Genomic DNA, 17,903 nt, shown 5'->3' with positions numbered 1-17,903 from the left:
CTAGACTAAAAGCATTCGCTCCAGGAAGGTCGAATGCCATGACATTGCTTGCTGCTAATAAAAATATATCGCCGGAGACATCAAGAAAGGTGCTTTATGTGCATCTTGCACCGGGAGCCAATCTGGCTGGCTGCCTTAAAGACTGGGAGGTAGTACAGGCTGGCTCTTTCAGTGAAGCGCAGGCGGCGCTTGATACCAATTGCTTTAATGTGGCTCTGGTCCATATTGGTGAGCTGAATGACAAGCAGCGAGAAGAATTTGAACGGCTGGTAGAAAATGCGCCGCCACTCAGCTGGATTGCGCTGATTGAGCCAGAATACCTGAATGACTGTGCTACCAGCGGATTAATCTACGATTACTTTTTTGACTATTACACACTGCCACTGAAAGACAAGGTTCCCTATTTATGTGCTACTTTGGGTCATGCTTGGGGGCTGGGACAGCTGCGCAGTAAAGAAGATGAACTGCGCCGTTACCGGGAAGAGTGTCAGATGGTGGGAGCCAGCCCGGCGATCAAACTGATATTCAGCCAAATACGCAAGATAGCAGGGGTAGACGCCACCGTATTGATTACCGGCAGCAGCGGCACCGGCAAGGAATTGATTGCCAAGGCTATCCACCAGCGCTCTCATCGTTGCGAGGGACCTTTTATTGCGCTGAACTGCGGAGCCTTACCGGAAAACCTGATCCAGGCCGAGCTGTTTGGCCATGAGAAAGGTGCCTTTACCGGAGCACATTGTCGTAAAGTCGGACGCATTGAAGCCGCTGGCGGAGGTACTCTTTTTCTGGATGAAATCGGGGATTTGCCACTGTCGCTGCAGGTGAATCTGTTGCGTTTTTTGCAGGAAGAAACCATAGAGCGCCTGGGAGGCAACAAGACACTTTATATTGATGCCCGGGTGATTGCCGCTACTCACAAAGATCTGGAAGCAGAAGTAAAAGAAGGTAACTTTCGTGAAGATCTGTATTACCGGCTGAATGTACTCAGCATAGAAGTACCGGATCTGAAAGATCGGGAAGGCGACATTGAGCTGCTGGCCAATTTCTTTTTTCGTAAATTCACCGAGGGGCGGCATCACAAGGTACGCGGTTTCAGCCGGCGGGCCATGGCCGCCATGAATGGCCATGACTGGCCAGGTAATGTGCGTGAAATGATTAACCGGGTACGCAAAGCCATTGTGATGAGTGAAAACCGGCTGATCACCGCTGCGGATCTTGGGCTGGAGCATGATGGGCGGGTGCAGTCTGTGCTTACTCTTGAAGAAGCCCGCAATCAGGCTGAGTGTCAGGCAATCCGGTGTAGCCTGAAGCAGACCGGAAACAATGTGTCGATGGCGGCAAAATTATTGGGAGTATCCCGGGTGACGCTGTACCGGCTGATGGAAAAGCACCAGCTGCTCAATGTTAGGTAAATACTGGCTCTTTTTTTCCTTAAGTTAATACTTATGAATAAAAAATATTAAAAAAGGGAACCAGGTGAAAGGGCTGGAGTAATAATAAAAATGCGGGGGCCTAAGCCCCCGACAAGTCGTTATTATAAGGTGGGCGTTATTAAGGTGCAGCCGGCAGGGTAACAGCTACTTTCTCACATGCGTGGGTCACGGAGCTATAGTTATTATCTCCGTTGTAGGTTGCCTTGTAGGAAATATTAGTGGTGGTTCCCAACGCCTTGACGACGACTTCGTCCGTGGTGGTCAGGCGGGCAATCAGTTCGCTGTCAACGGCCGCCAGCGGCACTCCGGTTACGGTGCGCAGTATATCTGGCTCACCGGTACCTGAGCAGGTGCCATTGTTATAGATAACAAAGTCCACGGTACCACTGGGATTGGTTGTATAACCATCGCCGCTCACCCTGGCTTGATCCAGTAGAATCACATGGGTTTCAATGCCGGGGGTACGTTTCACCACTTTTACAACCTCACAGGTGGCCACGGCGGTTTTATAGTTGCTATCGCCGCTGTAAGTTGCCTTGATGGATACCCATTGGTGAGCATTACTGGCGGTGATAAAGCCAGCGGTAGAAACGCCTTTGGTTTCAGCCGTGCCTGTCGCACCCGATACACTGAGGGTAACGGTATCGCTATCAAATGCGCTCGGATCTCCTTCATCCGCACTGCAGTTATCATCCTTGTAAAAAGCAAAGGTGACGCTTCCGCTAAGTGCGGGGTTACTGACACCACTTACCCGGGCATAGTCGTGAATAGTGGTACCTACCAGCACTGTGTTGCCATCAAGGTTCTGGTCGACGTTGTGATCAGCATCTGTCACCAAACCGCTGTGAATGCGGGTAAACATTGTCGGAGTCAGAGTGTTAACCGTCAGCTGTTCGCAGTGATAATCCGAGTCGGGAATACCATCGGTGGTACTGGTAAATTGCACCAGATATGAAAAAGTACCGGCACCCGGGAAATCGGTGTCGTCTCTGCTCTTACCACTGTTGACGTTATCATTGGCCCAGCCGTTGGATTCCACCTCCAGATCGTTGCCATTTGTAGCGAAGTCGACGTTGACAGTATAGGTGTCCAAACTTTCAGGCAGTTCTGATACCGGATCACCGTTTTCATCCAGCAATTCACTACAGGCATTGGCGTAAGTAGTAAAGGTCACGGTACCAAGCACGTTTACTCCGTCGGGCGCACCAAAGGTGAGCCTGGCCAGATCATGCACGCCGCTACCGGCCGGTACACCGTCACTGGGAGTCTGATAGTCATTGGTGTGATCTGTGTCATCCGCAGTGTTGGAGTGGATCTCGGTGGCGATATCAGTGCTGCAAACCGGGAAGTCGGCCAGCACAAAGTCTTTCAGGTCAGCAGTAAAGGAGCTGGAAGAACGGGTTTCTGCCATAAAGCTGGCAAAACAGCCATCACTGTTCGGGAACAGCTGGGTCAGATTGATTCCCCCTTCAAAGAAGGTTTCAAAAGGAAACTCATCAACGAAGCCATCCTTTGAGGTGTAGGGCCAGGGTGAATCAACGGTTGTCTCATTGGTAATGGCACAGGCATTGGGGTTGCCGCCACCAGAGACGGGAGGAACATCACAAATGGCACCGGCACCTTCTTCACCGGTGACCAGCCGCAGATTATTGGCTACACAGTCGCCATCGGTATAATTATTCTGTATGACTTTCTCGCCTTTGCCGCCGCAGGTGCTGTCCCATGCCACCACTTGTATCAACGGTACCGCATTGTTGGCTTGGGGGAAATTAACCAGTATCAGGGCATCGCCGTTTTCATGCACGCCACTGAAGTCGCCGGTGCTGCCTTCGGGGATTTCGACCTTGTTCTTGAAGAACCAGAAGCCCATAAAGGTATCGCCCACATTACTGAAGCGGTCGGCACCAAAGTAAATAATACGATCACCGTTGTTGGGATCATTCTCATCTTCTTCGTTGTAATAGATCATGGATGCGGCATAGGCGTCCTTGATGTTACTTTTGTCGGGCACCGAACCTGTGGTCCAGGTCCAATACTTGTTGGTCATTCCTGAAGAGGATATATCCTGAATATCTTTTACCCCACCGGAAAAGATGCGTTGTGGGTCTTCAGAATCTGATTTGATACCGGTAAATACCAGGCCGGCAGGAGTACCGGCAGCCAGGGTTTCCCAGTCATAAGGTGGTGGGGTACCATCATCTTGCATGGCATCACCATCCAGCTCAAACAGCTCAAGCGCTTCCACATCCGTTGCCAGTGCCAGCGGAGATGCCAGGCCCAGTATCAGACCCAGGATCCAGGCGGAAGCAGTGCCTGGCCGTGTGTGTGTTCGTTTCATGTTATACCTCCACACCAGGGTCCCTCCCTGGTACACAAAAGCCGGGTGTCCGGTATATCGAAACCCGATTACGCTGGCCCGAGGCTGATCCTTATGAGGCGAAGCCGGGACCATTTTTTCTGTATTTCCATAGGCTAAACAATGCTGCCGGTGCCATGGTGTGCAGCAGAATACGTATTCCTGCTGAGTATCTCCTACCCAAGCTATATGGCTATTGAACCGGTAACATTTATGTAGTGAGGCAACAACCGTTCCAGTTTTTTATCTTTTTGTTTTTGTTGGTTTTTATCAGTTCTTTTGGTGCAGTTGAAAGGTGGGTGTTACATTGTTAATACAGTATTTTGGATGAGTTTGAGTGTTTTTTATTGTTTTCAGTAACTTGTTGCTACTTTTAAACTGTTAATCTGTAGCGGCTGCTGGTTGGTAGTGAACGCATGTTTTTTGTAACCGCTTGAGTTTTTCCACTCATTTTTAGTAGTAGCCCACTATTAATATATTTTAAAAAAAAGGGGCGGCTGTTGCCGCCCCTTTTTAACTACCCAAAGGGCTTGTCAATTAATAGTCACCGTTCTTTTCACACTCAGGGCAGGGAAGACACAGCGGACACTCGGCTATCCACTTTTCATTATCTGTATCCCAGTGGAAAGTGGTATCAGTTACCTTTGGTGCTAGTCCACCAAAGACACTCTTCGCATTAACGGTTACCGAGTTGAAGAAGGTTGCCATAGCGGTGGCATATTCACCTTCAAGGCCTTCAATGCTGGCGACTGCTTCAACCATGCCATCAAACTCACCGCCTGTTACGGTTTCCGGAATATCCGGGTAGTAGCACAGGTCATAATGGTTACTCAGATACTCGGTTTGTCCGGGGAGCATATCCGAGCCAAGTTTGGTAATGAGATCAACACCGTCTTTCAATGCCGGAATGGACTCATCCTTTACGATGACCACATCAAGGTTTTCGGGGCCATTATTGGTTACGACAATCTCTGGGCACACCTTAACCACCAAGTGATAACCATCTGTATCATTGCCTTTTTGTTCCAGCCTGACGCTTTCAAGTACCTTTTTGAAGCCGGTATCGGTTTCCACCTCTTTCAGCGGGCAGAATTTATCAACACTAACGGACGGATTGGAGGCAAACTCACAGGCTGCGGTGGCATCATCGTCTACAACTCCATCTTCGTAGCTGGCTCTAACCATAATATGGTTTTCCAGTCCGGTTTTGCTGGAGGTACAGGTAATGACGAGTTCTATGTCGTCATTACCAACGTCCAGTGAATCTGCAACTTTTATGTAGTCACTCAATGGGTCTCCAGCAAACCCCGTGATCATACAGCTGTCAAAATCACCACTTTCCATCACTTTAATATCAGTCAGTTTTACTGTGCCGGTATTACTAATGGTAGCGGTATAGTTATAAGTGGCAGTGCTGCCTGAAAGTGAACCACCATCACAAACCTTGGTGATTTCAATGGCGGGCGCACCCGGTTCATAACAGAAAGAGATATGGCTGAGGCCATAGAATTTATTGTTTTTATGGTTTACCGGTGAGTGCAAATAGGTATCGGCCTTGGCCGCCGGATTCTGACTGTTGTAATCGTAGTGGTTGGCATTCGGTCCGCCTTTTACCACTATATCCCAGACCACCCCACCAGCGACTGACCAGTCAAATGCCTGACCACCGGAGTCAGGGTAAACGTTAATAGTGAACTTGGTGCCATCTGGGGCGGTAAAGGAACCGGAAACGACATCATTTATTTTGTACTCCATATAGTTTGAAACGTCGGAGCAGGTTGGATTTCCTTCCATAAAAGTGGGCTGAACTGATAACGTTGTGGTTGCCGGTCCCGGATGGTTTGCATAAGCCGGCACCGACAATATCAACATAACGGTGCTCAGCACAGCCACTGCCATCGTGTGCAGGGCTTTCAAGCCGGCGCTGTTGTTACATTTTTTCCATAAAAACATAATATTTTCCTCCATCTTCCATATTCGGGCGCACTAGCCCTTCCGCAAAGTGCCGGACAACACTCGCGATTGTTAAAGGCAAGGCATAATCAATGCCAGTTTTTATATTTATGAAAATGAAGGAGTTTATTTAATAGGGGAGAGTGTTCTGTTTTTATCTGTCATGTTTCTGGAACAAGATGATTGAGCTTTTTGAATGAACTCCTTCAATTTCAGTGATATATAAAAGCTAAAAAGGTGTATCATATTTGATACACCTTATGGAAAGACAGACAATAGGCTTTGTTGCTACATGGCCACCTGCTGCAGCTTGCTGCGATATTCCTGAGTCACGGCGCGGGCATCAATGGCATTGGCTACCGCAGTGGGCGTGATCAGCACCACCAGCTCGGTGCGCCGGGTGTTGGTGCCGCTGCTGCCAAACAGCCAGCCCAGCACCGGCACATGGCGAATGCCGGGTATGCCCTGGCTGTCGCGGGTTGTGTTTTCGCGAATCAGGCCGCCCAGCACCAGGGTCTCGCCACTCTGTATTGCTACCCGGGTGTCGATTTTGCGCTGAGTAATGGTGGGAGACTGAATGTTGGAGCTGGTGGTGGTGGCCACATCGTTGACTTCCTGCACCAGTTCCAGCACCACCATGCCACCGGCGTTGACCCGTGGGGTGACTTCCAGCAGCACACCGGTATCGCGATACTGAATGGTGCTGGTGACGTTGCCTACATCGCTGTTGAGATTGGTCGTTTCTGAAGTACGGATAGGCACCTGATCCCCTACTCTGATTAGCGCTTTCTGGTTGTCGAGCACCATCAGCGAAGGCGAAGATATGACATTCACCTTGGAATCACTGGCCAGTGCGGTGAGCAGGGCCCGTGTGCCCGCCGCGCTGAATACTTCATAGCTGGCGCTGGCTGCCGCCAGGCTATCGGCAGTCGGGATAGGAATGGGACCCAGCCCACCGGCACCGGTATAACCATTGCCCAGGTTGTTTTTAAAATACCATTGCAGGCCGTAGCGCAGTTCGTCTTCCAGACTCACTTCCACTATGGTGGCTTCCACCAGTACCTGCAGCGGCAGCTGATCCAGCCGCTTGATGGCCTGCTCTACTTTCTCGTAGTCGGCGCTGGCGGCCATCACCACCAGAGCGTTGCGCTCGGTGTCGGCGATCACGCTGACTTCGCCCACATCCAGGTTGGCGGCGTTAATACCGGTGGCAATCTGTACCGGGCTGCCTTCTTCGGTATTGCTGGCTGCCGGTGGCAGAGGCGAGCCGGCGCTGTTGCGGCGCTGACTGTCGAACAGCTGGTTAAGCAGCTCGGCCAGGTGATCGGCCTTGCCGTTTTGTACATGATATACATACATGTTCAGGCCCCGGGGATTCTCGGCCCGGTCCAGCCGCTGTATCCATACTCTGGCATCGGTGAGATAGCGCTCCTGAGGTGTTATCACCAGCAGGGCGTTCAGGCGCTCTATGGGCAGATAGCGCACCATACCGGCCAGCGGCCCCTCGGCCTCGTCTCCAAAAATGGCCTGCAGCTCGCTGGCAATCACATCGGCACTGCTGGCCTGCAGCCGGAACAGCCCCACCGACATGCCACGCAGCTGGTCTACATCAAACAGGTTGACGGTGTCACGAATGTTGGTGAGTTCGTCCCGGGTGCCCACCAGAGTGATCAGGTTACGTCTGGGATCTACCATCATGGTTCCCTGACGGGGCTTGACCGGCTCCAGGATTTTTTCCATTTCCTGGGCGCCTATGTAGCGCAGCGGCAAAATCAGCATCTGGTAACCGCGCTCGGCGGTGGGGGCCAGCCGGGGGTTCAGTGCCGATGCCGGCACTTCGCCGGCGGGGACCACGTTAAACAGGCCATTGCTGTGTACCAGGGCGGCACCGTGGGTTTGCAGCAGGCTTTCCAGGGTAGGCAAGAGATCATCCTGGCTGATGGGGCGGTTGGTTTGCAGGTAAACCTGGCCGCGCACCCGCTCATCGAGGGAGTAATTGAGCTGCAATATGTCGCCCAGTATGGTTTTGACCACTTCGGCAATGTCGGAGCCCTGAAAGTTGAGAGTCACATCGCCCGGTGCTGATGACTGGGGCTGCTCAGCCTGAGCGAGGCGCATAAAGTTGCCTGAGCCACGGTAAATTTCACTGCGGGCAGCCGGTGCTGTGCCCGGGGCTGTAGTCAGGCTGGCTGGCAGCCGGTCTGCCGGGCGCTCACTGACAGGCAGCCTGACCGGATCATAGCTGCTGCTGGCCCTGCTTTTACCCCAGGGTTTGTCGAGAGCGGGCCGGTCGCCGGTGGGGGTGGTGCAGGCAACCAGCAGAGTGCATATCAGGCCGGTGCCAAGCCAATGTGGTAAACAGAACTTGCTCATGATGACTCCCCGTTACGTCCCTGTTCGGTTGCCGGCTCGCCGCCGTTGTCGGTTTTTCGCTCTGGTGCCTGTTCTTCATTTTGTGGCTCTTCAGGTGCCGGAAGAGGCCGGGTTGAAGGTTCCCTGGGCTCCCACAGCTCAAGCCTCAGACGCTGGCCTTCATCGGTAAGAGTAACGCTGTCTTCGGTAATTTCTTCCAGTTGCCAGTTACCATCCAGATACATGCCGGTACGAATGCGTTCCCGGGCATCACCCTCTCGTTCGCTGAACAGCGCCAGCTGTTGGTTGTTCTCCCACACTACGCCGCTCAATCGCCATTTTTCCCGCATTTCAGCCGCGCTTTCGCTCAGAGTGTCATTGTCGCTTTCATTTGCCCTGGGTCGCCTGGTGGCGTTAAACAGCGGCCGTTCAATCATGTCGTCAAACTGCTCCAGGGGTGGATAGCCGGGAGCGCCGGTTTGCGCCAGCGCAGCAGGCAGCCACAGTATCAGCAACAGAAGCCAGAACCGATGCATCATGGAGCCTCCTGTCGGGTATAGCCCAGCAGATTAAAGCGCACATCCAGTGACGGCATTTCCCGAACCTGGGCACTTTGCCGGCGAGTTACTATCCGGTTGCTGCGAATGCGTGTCTGGCGGGGTGAGGCGGTGATCACCAGATCCTGAATAAACAGTGCAGGGGTGCCCGATTCCAGTTCATGTATCAGTGGTACCAGCTCGCTCAGTTCGTTACGCAAGTGTATACGCAACATCACTTCCGGCAGCGGTATACCGCTGCCGGCCGGTGCGTTCTGAATACTGACCAGCTGCCCACCGTTTCTGGCTACCACCCGGTTAAGGTGCTGCTGCAGCCAGGCCTGGGCCAGAGCCGGCCGTTGCTCGGGCAGGTAGAGGTTATCATCGGGAGTGGCTGCCCTGAGTTGCTGCAGCTGTTGTTCGGTCCGTTCCAGCTCACTGGCCAGACGCTGATAGCGCTCAAGCTGGCCTTCCAGCTGCTTCAGCCGCTCCCCCTGACGCCAGAACAAACTGAACAGCGGGCTGATGAACAGGCTGAATATCAGCAGTACAACCAGTACCAGCAGACCCAGGGCAGCCAGTTTTTGTTGTCGGGCAGACAGGTTCATGGCGCATCTCCTTCATTCAGGCGGGCGCTAATCATGAATCGGTCTTTATTGGTGGCCGGGTTACTGGTGATCGGCGAGCTGAAGCGGACATCGGAAAACCAGGTGGTATTTTCCAGCAGGCCAATCAGCTCAGAGGCATTGGCCGACTCTCCGCGGATCTGAATGGTCCCGCTTTCCAGCTCCAGCCGGCTAAGCCAGGTATGATCGGGCAGCGTGCGTGTCAGCTCGTCCAGCAGCGACAGGGTGGGAATGCGCTCAGCGCGCTTCAGACTCAGAAAGTCACGGCTGTCCTGAAGGGCATTCAGTTCTCGCTTGAGCGCGGCGGTTTGCTCTGCCCGCTGGCGAGGCTGGTCCAGCTCTGTCGTCAGATTCTCGATGCGGTTCTGGCGGTGATAAAGAGGCACGGCGATAAGTAAAAACAGCATAACCAGTACCAGGGCGCTGCTCAGGCTTTTTCGACGGCTGCCACCCTGGCTGGCGTGCCGTGAAACGGGCAGAGCAATGGAAGGAGCACTGGAGTGCTCTGCATGACACAGGGTGGCCGGATACAGCCCCCGCCCTGCCAGATCGGCAAGATAAGCGTCCGTGCGTTCTTTGGATGCCAGTAATAAGGTCACCTGGATATGCTGGCTGTTTTTTTCCCGAGGCGCGACGGAAAAGCCAAAATATACCTGTTCGGCAGTAAAGGGAGTGTGCCGGTCCATTTCAAAGCGAAGCACACTTTCCAGGTTGTCTGCTGTCGCTGCCGGCAGGATAAGCGTGGTTAACAGCATCTCGCTGTCAGGCAGACACAGCCGGGTGTGGGTGACCTGCTGCTGCAGCTGTTGTTGCTGTGCTGTCGGTATGTCTCCGAGGGGCTGAAGCTGACCATCGGGCAGCAGCTGCAGCTGAAACTGCTCTTGCATGACATAGATACAAAGCTGCTGGCCCGGGTGCAACAACCGCCGGCGCAGCTGAGGTGGCAGCATGTCGAGCAGCTGCCCGCTCCACCAATGCCAAAACCGCTGCATCAGCGCTGACAGTTGACGGCCATACTGGCCAATAACCCGGGTTAATCGCTCCCCATCCATAGGGTGCCTCCGTCAGGGGCAATATCGTTAAACAGCGGAATAAATTCCTGCTCCGCATTGAGTATCAAGGGCCGGCCTTGCCGGTTAAGCAGGCTGGCAGTAAGCCGGTAGCGATATGCTGTTGTTATGCGGGCTTCCGTATGAATAGTGTAGTTGACTCCGGGGGGGCCGCGAGCAAGCAGCTCCTGAGGAAACAAATCAGTAGTCGGAGGCGGCTGACCTGCTTCAAAGCGGGCTCGCCTGTCTTCAATAAACTGATCCACCGTGGCTTCACTGACGCCGGGCAGAGCCAGCAATACCTGACGGGGAGCAAACTGGGGATTAACGCCCCGGCGCGGATTGCGCAGGGTCAGGCTGTGGCGGATTTTGCGGTACAGCTGCGGTGTCATTTCCAGCACCTGCTGTAATTCTTCTACAGACGAGAAAGGCGCGTTGGCAGGACCATAGTCGAGTCCGGCAGCCAGATAATCATCCAGTTCGGCACCATTAAGCCGGCGCAGATCATCACCGTCACGCCAGTCCATAATGGCGTCTGTCAGGCGGTCGCGCAGCGCATCATCGGGTTCTGCGGTGGCCAGCAGACCGTTAAGCAGTTCCGTGCCGGCAGTATTCAGGTCGATGCGTCCGCTTTCGTTGAACAGCGCAATACGCAATTCCATTTTTTCGAAGGGCATAACATAAGGGCTGCCATCAGCCAGCCAGGGTTGCTGGTCAGCCGGTTGTGCCAGCGCCAGAAGCGCCAGCTGCAGGCCGGCATCGGCTCCTTGCTGCAGTTGTGAGGCGATGGCGATGTTGCCACTTTGCCGGGCCTGGTTGCGGCTGTTGACTGACAGCCCCGATGCCAGCACTGTCAGCAGCAACAGCAGCCACAGCACACTGACCAGGGCGATGCCTGTCTGGTTACTGTATTTGTTTAATGGCATTGCGCTGTTCTCCGGGTGAGACCACCAAGGGTGGCCAGTCATCCTCCAGTTGCAGCTTGATCAGCGCTGGCAGGGCATCCTGCTGTTGCCAGTCTTGCTGCCAGTCCGGTTGCAGGCCGTCTTGTTCCTGAGGCAGATAATGCAGCTGAAGCGCGTTTGCAGGCAGGGTAAGCAGTGCAGGTATGCCCTCAGGGCGCTGAAAGTCGTCTACCAGCTGATACCAGTCAAAGGTGATTTCAGGCTGCTCCGGGGTGGTTTTTTCCAGCCCGGTCAGAGCCTTGGTTTTCAGTACCAGTCTGGGAAAATCCGGATTGGTGTCGTCCAGTGCCAGGTAAAACCAGGCGGTTTCACTGACCCGGCTGTTGCGCCGGGGCAGGGCGGAGAGAAAGAGCAGCGATTGCGCATCCCCCTGAAAAGAGAGCAGCGAGGTATTCCGGGTTTCCGGCACCGAGCGGGCTTCACTGCGTGCCAGCAGCTTGCGCAAAAAGCGCTGGGCCTGCACGGTTTCACTCAGGGCATTGTTGTGCTCTTCCACGCTCTGCCAGGTTTGGCTGGCGATGCGGAAGCCACCAAACATGAGTCCGGCCAGCAGAGCCAGCAGACTCAGGGCTACCATGAGCTCCACCAAGGTAAAGCCGTGCACGCGCGTCATTGGGCCTCCGTGCGGACCAGTCTCAGAGTGGCAAGCTCATAACGGCGATGCTCGTCCCAGCTCACCACCACCGACAGCCGGTAAGGTAACAGCATGGACTGGTTATCCATCAGGGTTGTGCTGTTAAACTCTTCAATGCGGGTTTCCCAGTTAAAACGGTCATTAAATTCCCCCCGCTCTGTGCCGGGGCGCAAAGCGTTACCGGCATCCAGCTCTGCCATTTTTGATTCTGCCAGCAGCATGGCGGTTTGCTGGTCCTGCGCTGTTTGCGAGGTTTTTATCGCCAGCGAGAAAATATTAAGCAAAACCCCAAGGGTGATGGTGAGTACGGCAAAGGCCACCAGCACTTCCAGCAGGGTAAAACCGCTCTGGCGATAACCGTAAGGCAGGCTAGTCATTGAAATATACTCTGCCGGTGAGCCAGTCCACCTGAATAAGAAATTGCTGACGGTCGCTGGCGACACGAACAGTTCCGCCGCTGCTGGCGCCGTCGGGATAAAATTCCAGTGTGGCTGCCTCATCCGGTCCGGTTTGTGTGCCGCTCAGGCTCAGCGTGATACCAGCAGGCCAGGCATGGGGTTTGGTTTGCCCAGACAACCGGGTTTGCTGCTGCTCGTTATTCAGGGTCAGGGTGACCACGTTGCCGGTAGCTACGGCCTGGCTGCGTGCCAGGCGCAGCAGGGCAGCGGTTTGCCGGCTGTAGCTTTTCAGTTCAGCGCTGGGCAATAAGGCAGCAAAACGGGGCAGCGCCACTGTCAGTGCCAGAGTGGCAATGGTTAACACCACCAGCAGTTCCAGCAGGGTAAAGCCGGCATTATTCCCAGCTGACCACGTCCTGTGCCTCACCAGAGCCTCCCTGCTGGTTATCAGAACCCAGGCTGAACAGATCAAACTCGCCATGCTGGCCGGGAGCCCGATACTGATAATCGTTGCCCCAGGGATCCTGCGGTATGGATTTTTTGTTGAGATAGGGGCCATTCCAGCCCTTGGCTCCGGCAGGCGCACTGATCAGTGCCTCAAGGCCTTCCCCCGTACTGGGATGGCGGCCTACTTCCAGCCGGTATAAGTCCAGCGCAGTGCTCAGTTCCTTGATTTGCAGCGAAGCCGTTTTGGTCTTGGATCCGCCCAGCTGGCGTAATACCTGAGGGCCGGCCAGGCTTGCCAGCAAGCCAAGTATGACCAGCACGACCAACAACTCAAGCAGAGTAAAACCAGATTTGTAAGGTTGATGTAAGTAACGCACGTCTGCCTCCCTATACAGGCAATTCGTTAATGCTGAGAATGGCGACCAGCATGGAAATAATAATGCCGGCAATCAGTACCCCCAGCCCCAGAATCAGCACCGGCTCGAGTATGGTCAGTAAGCGCTGAATTGTGTTTTCTACTTCCCGGTCATAGGTGTCGGCTACCTTGAGCAACATGTCTTCAAGCTGGCCGGTTTCTTCGCCAACCCGAATCATCTGTATTGCCAGTGGTGGAAACTGGCCTGAAGCCTGCAGCGGCTCTGCCAGACGCTTGCCTTCTTTCAGCTCGCTGGCAGCTTTCGCCAGCACTTCCATCAGCAGCTGGTTGCTCAGGGTCTGACGGGCAATATCGAGCGCTCCAAGCAGAGGCACGCCGCCTTTCATCAGCGTACCCAGGCTGCGGGTAAAGCGTGCTACCTCCAGTCGTTGGATCAGCGGTCCGGCCAGCGGCAGCCGCAACAGCAGCCGGTGCCAGGCCAGACGCACACCCGGCTCGTGCAGCCGGCGGCGGGCGTAAAGCAGCACCAGCAGCAGACCCAGCAGCAGCCAGAGGCCAAAGCGTTTAATAAAGTCGGCACTGCTGATGACGATGCGGGTAGGCAGAGGCATGGCCTGGCCCATGTCGGCGAAAAGCTGCTGAAACTGAGGAATCACATAAGTCAGAATGATCAGCAGCGAGGCACCGGAGACCAGCAGCAGGATCAGCGGATAAATCAGTGCTGAAAGCGCCTTTTCCCTGAGCAGCCGGCTGCGTTCAAGGTATTGCGCAAGATCGGCCAGTCCCTGATCCAGATTGCCCGAAATTTCGGCAGCCCGGATCATGTTGAGATAAAACGGCGAGAAGCCGGCGTTCTGCTCTGCCAGCACCACCGACAGTGCCTGGCCTCGCTGTATGCCTTCACGAATCCGGCTGAGCAGGCGGGTATCATCATGGTGGCTGCGCACCTGGATCATGATAGCGAGAGCCCGCTCCAGCGGAACCCCGGCCTTCAGCAGGGCAGCCAGATCTTGCGTCAGAGCCTGTATATGGCGTTCACCGATGTGGCTGCGCCCCAGGCTTATTTTTTTGCCCAGCAGCCCGGTGCTGTGCTCACCGGCGGGCTCTACCCTGATGGGGATCAACCCCCGTTGCTGCAGTTGCAACACAATCGCCTGCTGATCGGCCCCTTCCAGCCGGCCTTCCTGCTCTTCACCGCTCTGGCTGACGGCCTTAAAGTGAAACAGCGCCATTTCAGGCCTCCTGGGTGACCCGAATCACCTCTTCCACATTGGTGATCCCTTGCCGGACTTTGAGCAGGCCATCGCCATACATGGTACGCATGCCCGCCGCTACCGCAGCCCGCTGGATCTGACCGGCATCGGCATGACTGAGCACCAGCTTGCGAATATCGTCGTTCATCACCAGCAGTTCCTGAATGGCCAGCCTGCCGTGGTAACCGGTCCGCGCGCAGTGCTCGCAGCCCACAGGCTGATACAGCCATACCGGCTCGCCGGGATTCAGCGGCTCCAGTTTCAGCTCGCGAACAAGTTCCGGCAGTGGCTCATAGCGCTCTTTGCAGTGAGGACACAGCACCCGGATCAGACGTTGTCCTACTACCCCGTTGAGGGTCGAGGTAAGCAGGTAGTCTTCTACTCCCATTTCCAGTAAGCGGGTGACGCTGCTGGCTGCATCGTTGGTGTGCAGTGTCGACAGCACCAGGTGGCCGGTAAGGGCCGACTGCACACAGATGCGGGCAGTTTCCAGATCCCGCATTTCCCCCACCATAATGACATCCGGATCCTGCCGCACAATGGCACGCAGGGCGCTGGCAAAGGTCAGACCAATAGCCGGTTTAACATGGATCTGGTTGATTCCTTCCATCTGATATTCGACCGGGTCTTCTACCGTGATCAGCTTGCGTTCGGTGGTGTTAAGCCGGTTCAGAGCCGTGTACAGGGTGGTGGTTTTACCGCTGCCGGTGGGGCCGGTTACCAGCAAGACACCGTGAGGAATGGCCAGCACCTGCTGCAGCCTGGAGCGGGTATCACCGGCAAAACCCAAAGCGTCGAAGTCGAGCACTACGCTTTCCCGGTTAAGCAGACGCATGACCAGGCTTTCACCATGCATGGTAGGCACGGTGGAGACACGAATATCGAGATCCTGGCCCTGCACCCGCAGCTCAATGCGGCCGTCCTGAGGCAGACGGCGCTCGGCAATATTGAGCCGGGCAAGTATCTTGATGCGGGAGATGATGGCGGGAGTCATGGTTACCGGCGGTGCCTCGCCTTGTTGCAGCACACCGTCGATGCGGTAACGAATGTTGAGCCGGTGTTCAAACGGCTCAACGTGAATATCCGATGCTCTCAGCTCAACGGCTTTTTGAACCAGCTGGTTAACCAGCCGGATCACCGGGGCCTCGCTGGCCATGTCTTTCAGCTGGGCGATGTGTTCTTCGGTTTCTTCCTCTTCCTGTACTGCCGACAGAATATCTCCTATTTTGCTCTGGCCTTCGCCATAAAGCCGCTCAATGGCCGCATCAATTTCCGAATTGATACCCACCTGAGCTCGCACTGCCTGACCGCAGAGCATGGTCATGGCCTGCAGAGAAAAATGGTCTCCCGGATCAACCATGGCCAGCACCAGGGTATTGTCGTGCTGATGCAAGGGCACCAGATGGTGTTCTTTAAGAAAGCGGTAGGGCAGGGGCTTGTCGAGAGGAGGAGAAAGAGGGTATTGGCTGTTATCGGTAAGGGGTAAGTCGTGCTGTTCAGCCAGTGTCCGCGCCAGCTCCCGTTCCGATATCATGCCCAGGTTAAGCAATAAACGAATAAGAGAAACCGCATCAGCTTGTCCTTCCTGCATGCGTGCCAGCCGGCTCAGTTCTTTGTCGGTTATCAGCCCCTGTTCCACGAGTTTAACGCCAAGAGCCTGATCCCGCTCCGGCAGCGATTCACAGACATCCATATCGTTTGCCTCTTGGTATGCTTGTACAAGCATAGACCGCTTGTCAGAGCGGTGTCAGCAGGGTGTGATCTGCCTCAAAGTTCTAAGAGAGCATAAATATTCTTCTTTTTAGTATATGTATTTGAAAATTAGTCATTGACCCGAGAGCGGAGCCATATTTCAATAGTACGGGGTCTCGTAAAGATGCAACCCCGATAGAGGTTTAGAAACAATAACAAGGAAGACATCGTGACGTATATTCATGACACCATTGTCAGACTGCAGAAGACCAGCCCGGCACAAGCAGAGTTTTATCAAGCCGTAGAGGAAGTGCTCGACTCCCTGCAGCCCATTCTCGAAACCAACGAGAAGTACCAGAAACACGCCATCATTGAGCGCATGGTTGAGCCTGAGCGCCAGATCATGTTCCGGGTTCCCTGGGTTGACGATCAGGGCAACGTGCAGGTTAACAAAGGTTACCGCATCGAGTTCAACTCGGCGCTTGGCCCGTACAAGGGCGGTCTGCGTTTCCACCCCAGCGTAAACGCCGGCATTATCAAGTTCCTGGGCTTTGAACAGATTTTCAAAAATGCCCTTACCGGTCTGCCCATCGGTGGTGGTAAAGGTGGTGCCAACTTTGATCCCAAGGGCAAATCCGACGGCGAAATCATGCGCTTCTGCCAGTCCTTCATCAATGAACTGTACCGCCACATCGGCCCGACCACTGACGTGCCCGCCGGCGATATCGGCGTGGGTGCCCGTGAAATTGGCTATATGTTCGGCCAGTACAAGCGCCTGACCGGCAACTACGACGGCGTGTTCACCGGCAAGAGCCTGCTGTGGGGCGGTTCTCTGGTGCGTAAGGAAGCCACCGGTTACGGTTGTGTGTACTTCGCTCAGTATATGCTCGAAGCCAAAGGCGACACTCTGGCCGGCAAGCGCTGTCTGGTGTCCGGTGCCGGTAACGTAGCCATTTACACCATTGAGAAGCTGTATCAGCTGGGTGCTGTTCCGGTGACCTGTTCAGACTCCAGTGGTACCGTATATCACGAAACCGGTATCAACCTGGATACGCTGAAAGAACTGAAGGAAGTACGCAAGGTTCGTCTGAACGAATACGTTGCTGCTCACCCGGAAGCCAAGTTCATTCCTGCCGCCGACTATCCGGCCGATGGTAATGCAGTATGGCGTATACCGGCTCAGCTGGCCTTCCCCTGTGCCACCCAGAATGAGCTGTCTGAAGCCGACGCCAAGGCACTGGTTGCCAACGGTGTGATTGGAGTATCTGAAGGCGCCAATATGCCATCCACTCAGGATGCGGTAGAAGTGTTCCTGGATGCCAAAATCAGCTACGGCCCGGGCAAAGCTGCCAACGCCGGTGGTGTGGCCACCAGTCAGCTGGAAATGGCGCAGAACGCCAGCATGCAGCGCTGGAGCTTTGAAGAAGTGGACGAGAAGCTGAAAGTGATCATGAAGAACATCTTCCTGAACGCCAGCGAAACGGCTGCTGAATTCGGTGAGCCCCACAACCTGGTGCTGGGTGCCAACATTGCCGGTTTCCGCAAGGTAGCCGATGCCATGATTGAGCAGGGCGTGGTGTAACACGACCCCCCCTCACCAGCGTAACGTCTAAAGGCCCGGCAGACCGGGCTTTTATTTTTTCTCTGTTTTTTGCACGCTGCCTTGTGCGGCGACTATGCTTTTTAATCGAGCTCTGTAGTTCGGTATGCCCGCTTTCGGCCTGCCGGTTTTGCTTCGAGAATCAGAAAGGCCGGGCCTTTTTGATGTTGCGATATTACTTATCTTATTAGTGCGATGCGCCGCACTCGCCTTTGAAGCAATGTTTCTTTGTT

General features: G+C 54.7%; 15 protein-coding genes. 2 read left to right on the top strand and 13 right to left on the bottom strand.

The window, feature by feature from the left end; all coding sequences use genetic code 11:
• The first annotated feature begins 38 nt into the window (after nt 1-38).
• Complete coding sequence (locus G364_RS0113480; RefSeq protein WP_051089283.1) at nt 39-1,412, top strand: sigma-54 dependent transcriptional regulator; 1,374 nt, start codon at nt 39-41, stop codon at nt 1,410-1,412.
• A 139-nt stretch (nt 1,413-1,551) separates the two neighbouring features.
• On the opposite strand, the gene G364_RS16890 is transcribed toward G364_RS0113480, so the two are convergent.
• The 13 genes from G364_RS16890 to gspE all read right to left on the bottom strand — a co-directional run bounded on the left by G364_RS16890 (nt 1,552) and on the right by gspE (nt 16,071).
• A complete protein-coding gene (locus G364_RS16890; RefSeq protein WP_019935675.1) occupies nt 1,552-3,771 on the bottom strand; it encodes a hypothetical protein in 2,220 nt (739 codons plus the stop codon).
• 555 nt (nt 3,772-4,326) lie between these two features.
• Nucleotides 4,327-5,742 (bottom strand): hypothetical protein, encoded by a 1,416-nt coding sequence (locus G364_RS16885; RefSeq protein WP_156816516.1) that lies wholly within the window; start codon nt 5,740-5,742, stop codon nt 4,327-4,329.
• 288 nt (nt 5,743-6,030) lie between these two features.
• Nucleotides 6,031-8,115, bottom strand: a complete 2,085-nt coding sequence (gene gspD / locus G364_RS0113465) for a type II secretion system secretin GspD (RefSeq protein WP_019935673.1) — start codon at nt 8,113-8,115, stop codon at nt 6,031-6,033.
• Nucleotides 8,112-8,633 (bottom strand): type II secretion system protein N, encoded by a 522-nt coding sequence (locus G364_RS0113460; protein WP_019935672.1) that lies wholly within the window; start codon nt 8,631-8,633, stop codon nt 8,112-8,114. The genes gspD and G364_RS0113460 overlap by 4 nt, the downstream gene beginning before the upstream one ends.
• On the bottom strand, nt 8,630-9,238 hold the full coding sequence (gspM, locus tag G364_RS0113455; RefSeq protein ID WP_019935671.1) for a type II secretion system protein GspM: 609 nt from the start codon (nt 9,236-9,238) through the stop codon (nt 8,630-8,632). The genes G364_RS0113460 and gspM overlap by 4 nt, the downstream gene beginning before the upstream one ends.
• On the bottom strand, nt 9,235-10,308 hold the full coding sequence (locus G364_RS0113450) for a PilN domain-containing protein (RefSeq protein ID WP_019935670.1): 1,074 nt from the start codon (nt 10,306-10,308) through the stop codon (nt 9,235-9,237). The genes gspM and G364_RS0113450 overlap by 4 nt, the downstream gene beginning before the upstream one ends.
• Nucleotides 10,290-11,231, bottom strand: a complete 942-nt coding sequence (locus G364_RS0113445) for a type II secretion system minor pseudopilin (RefSeq protein ID WP_019935669.1) — start codon at nt 11,229-11,231, stop codon at nt 10,290-10,292. Before G364_RS0113445 ends, G364_RS0113450 begins: the two co-directional genes overlap by 19 nt.
• Nucleotides 11,209-11,883 carry a prepilin-type N-terminal cleavage/methylation domain-containing protein gene (locus G364_RS0113440; protein WP_019935668.1) on the bottom strand — a complete coding sequence of 225 codons (675 nt, stop codon included), beginning with the start codon at nt 11,881-11,883 and terminating at the stop codon, nt 11,209-11,211. Before G364_RS0113440 ends, G364_RS0113445 begins: the two co-directional genes overlap by 23 nt.
• Entirely contained in the window at nt 11,880-12,281 is a 402-nt protein-coding gene (locus G364_RS0113435) for a type IV pilus modification PilV family protein (RefSeq protein ID WP_019935667.1), read from the bottom strand. The genes G364_RS0113440 and G364_RS0113435 overlap by 4 nt, the downstream gene beginning before the upstream one ends.
• The gene (locus G364_RS0113430) at nt 12,274-12,729 is read right to left on the bottom strand and encodes a GspH/FimT family pseudopilin (protein WP_019935666.1); all 456 of its coding nucleotides are present in this window, start codon (nt 12,727-12,729) and stop codon (nt 12,274-12,276) included. Before G364_RS0113430 ends, G364_RS0113435 begins: the two co-directional genes overlap by 8 nt.
• Nucleotides 12,698-13,126 carry a type II secretion system major pseudopilin GspG gene (gene gspG, locus G364_RS0113425; RefSeq protein ID WP_019935665.1) on the bottom strand — a complete coding sequence of 143 codons (429 nt, stop codon included), beginning with the start codon at nt 13,124-13,126 and terminating at the stop codon, nt 12,698-12,700. Before gspG ends, G364_RS0113430 begins: the two co-directional genes overlap by 32 nt.
• Before the next feature lie 10 nt (nt 13,127-13,136).
• Nucleotides 13,137-14,357, bottom strand: coding sequence for a type II secretion system F family protein (locus tag G364_RS0113420; RefSeq protein WP_019935664.1), 1,221 nt, complete (start codon nt 14,355-14,357; stop codon nt 13,137-13,139).
• A gap of 1 nt (nt 14,358) precedes the next feature.
• Nucleotides 14,359-16,071, bottom strand: a complete 1,713-nt coding sequence (gene gspE, locus G364_RS0113415; protein WP_019935663.1) for a type II secretion system ATPase GspE — start codon at nt 16,069-16,071, stop codon at nt 14,359-14,361.
• 228 nt (nt 16,072-16,299) lie between these two features.
• Between gspE and gdhA the strand changes: the two genes are divergently transcribed.
• Nucleotides 16,300-17,652, top strand: coding sequence for an NADP-specific glutamate dehydrogenase (gene gdhA / locus G364_RS0113410; protein WP_019935662.1), 1,353 nt, complete (start codon nt 16,300-16,302; stop codon nt 17,650-17,652).
• Nucleotides 17,653-17,903 lie beyond the last annotated feature (251 nt).

Source organism: Oceanimonas smirnovii ATCC BAA-899 (assembly GCF_000381965.1).
GTDB classification, from domain to species: domain Bacteria; phylum Pseudomonadota; class Gammaproteobacteria; order Enterobacterales; family Aeromonadaceae; genus Oceanimonas; species Oceanimonas smirnovii.
Note: the sequence above shows the minus strand (reverse complement) of the source record. Positions and strands in the feature narration are given on the sequence as shown.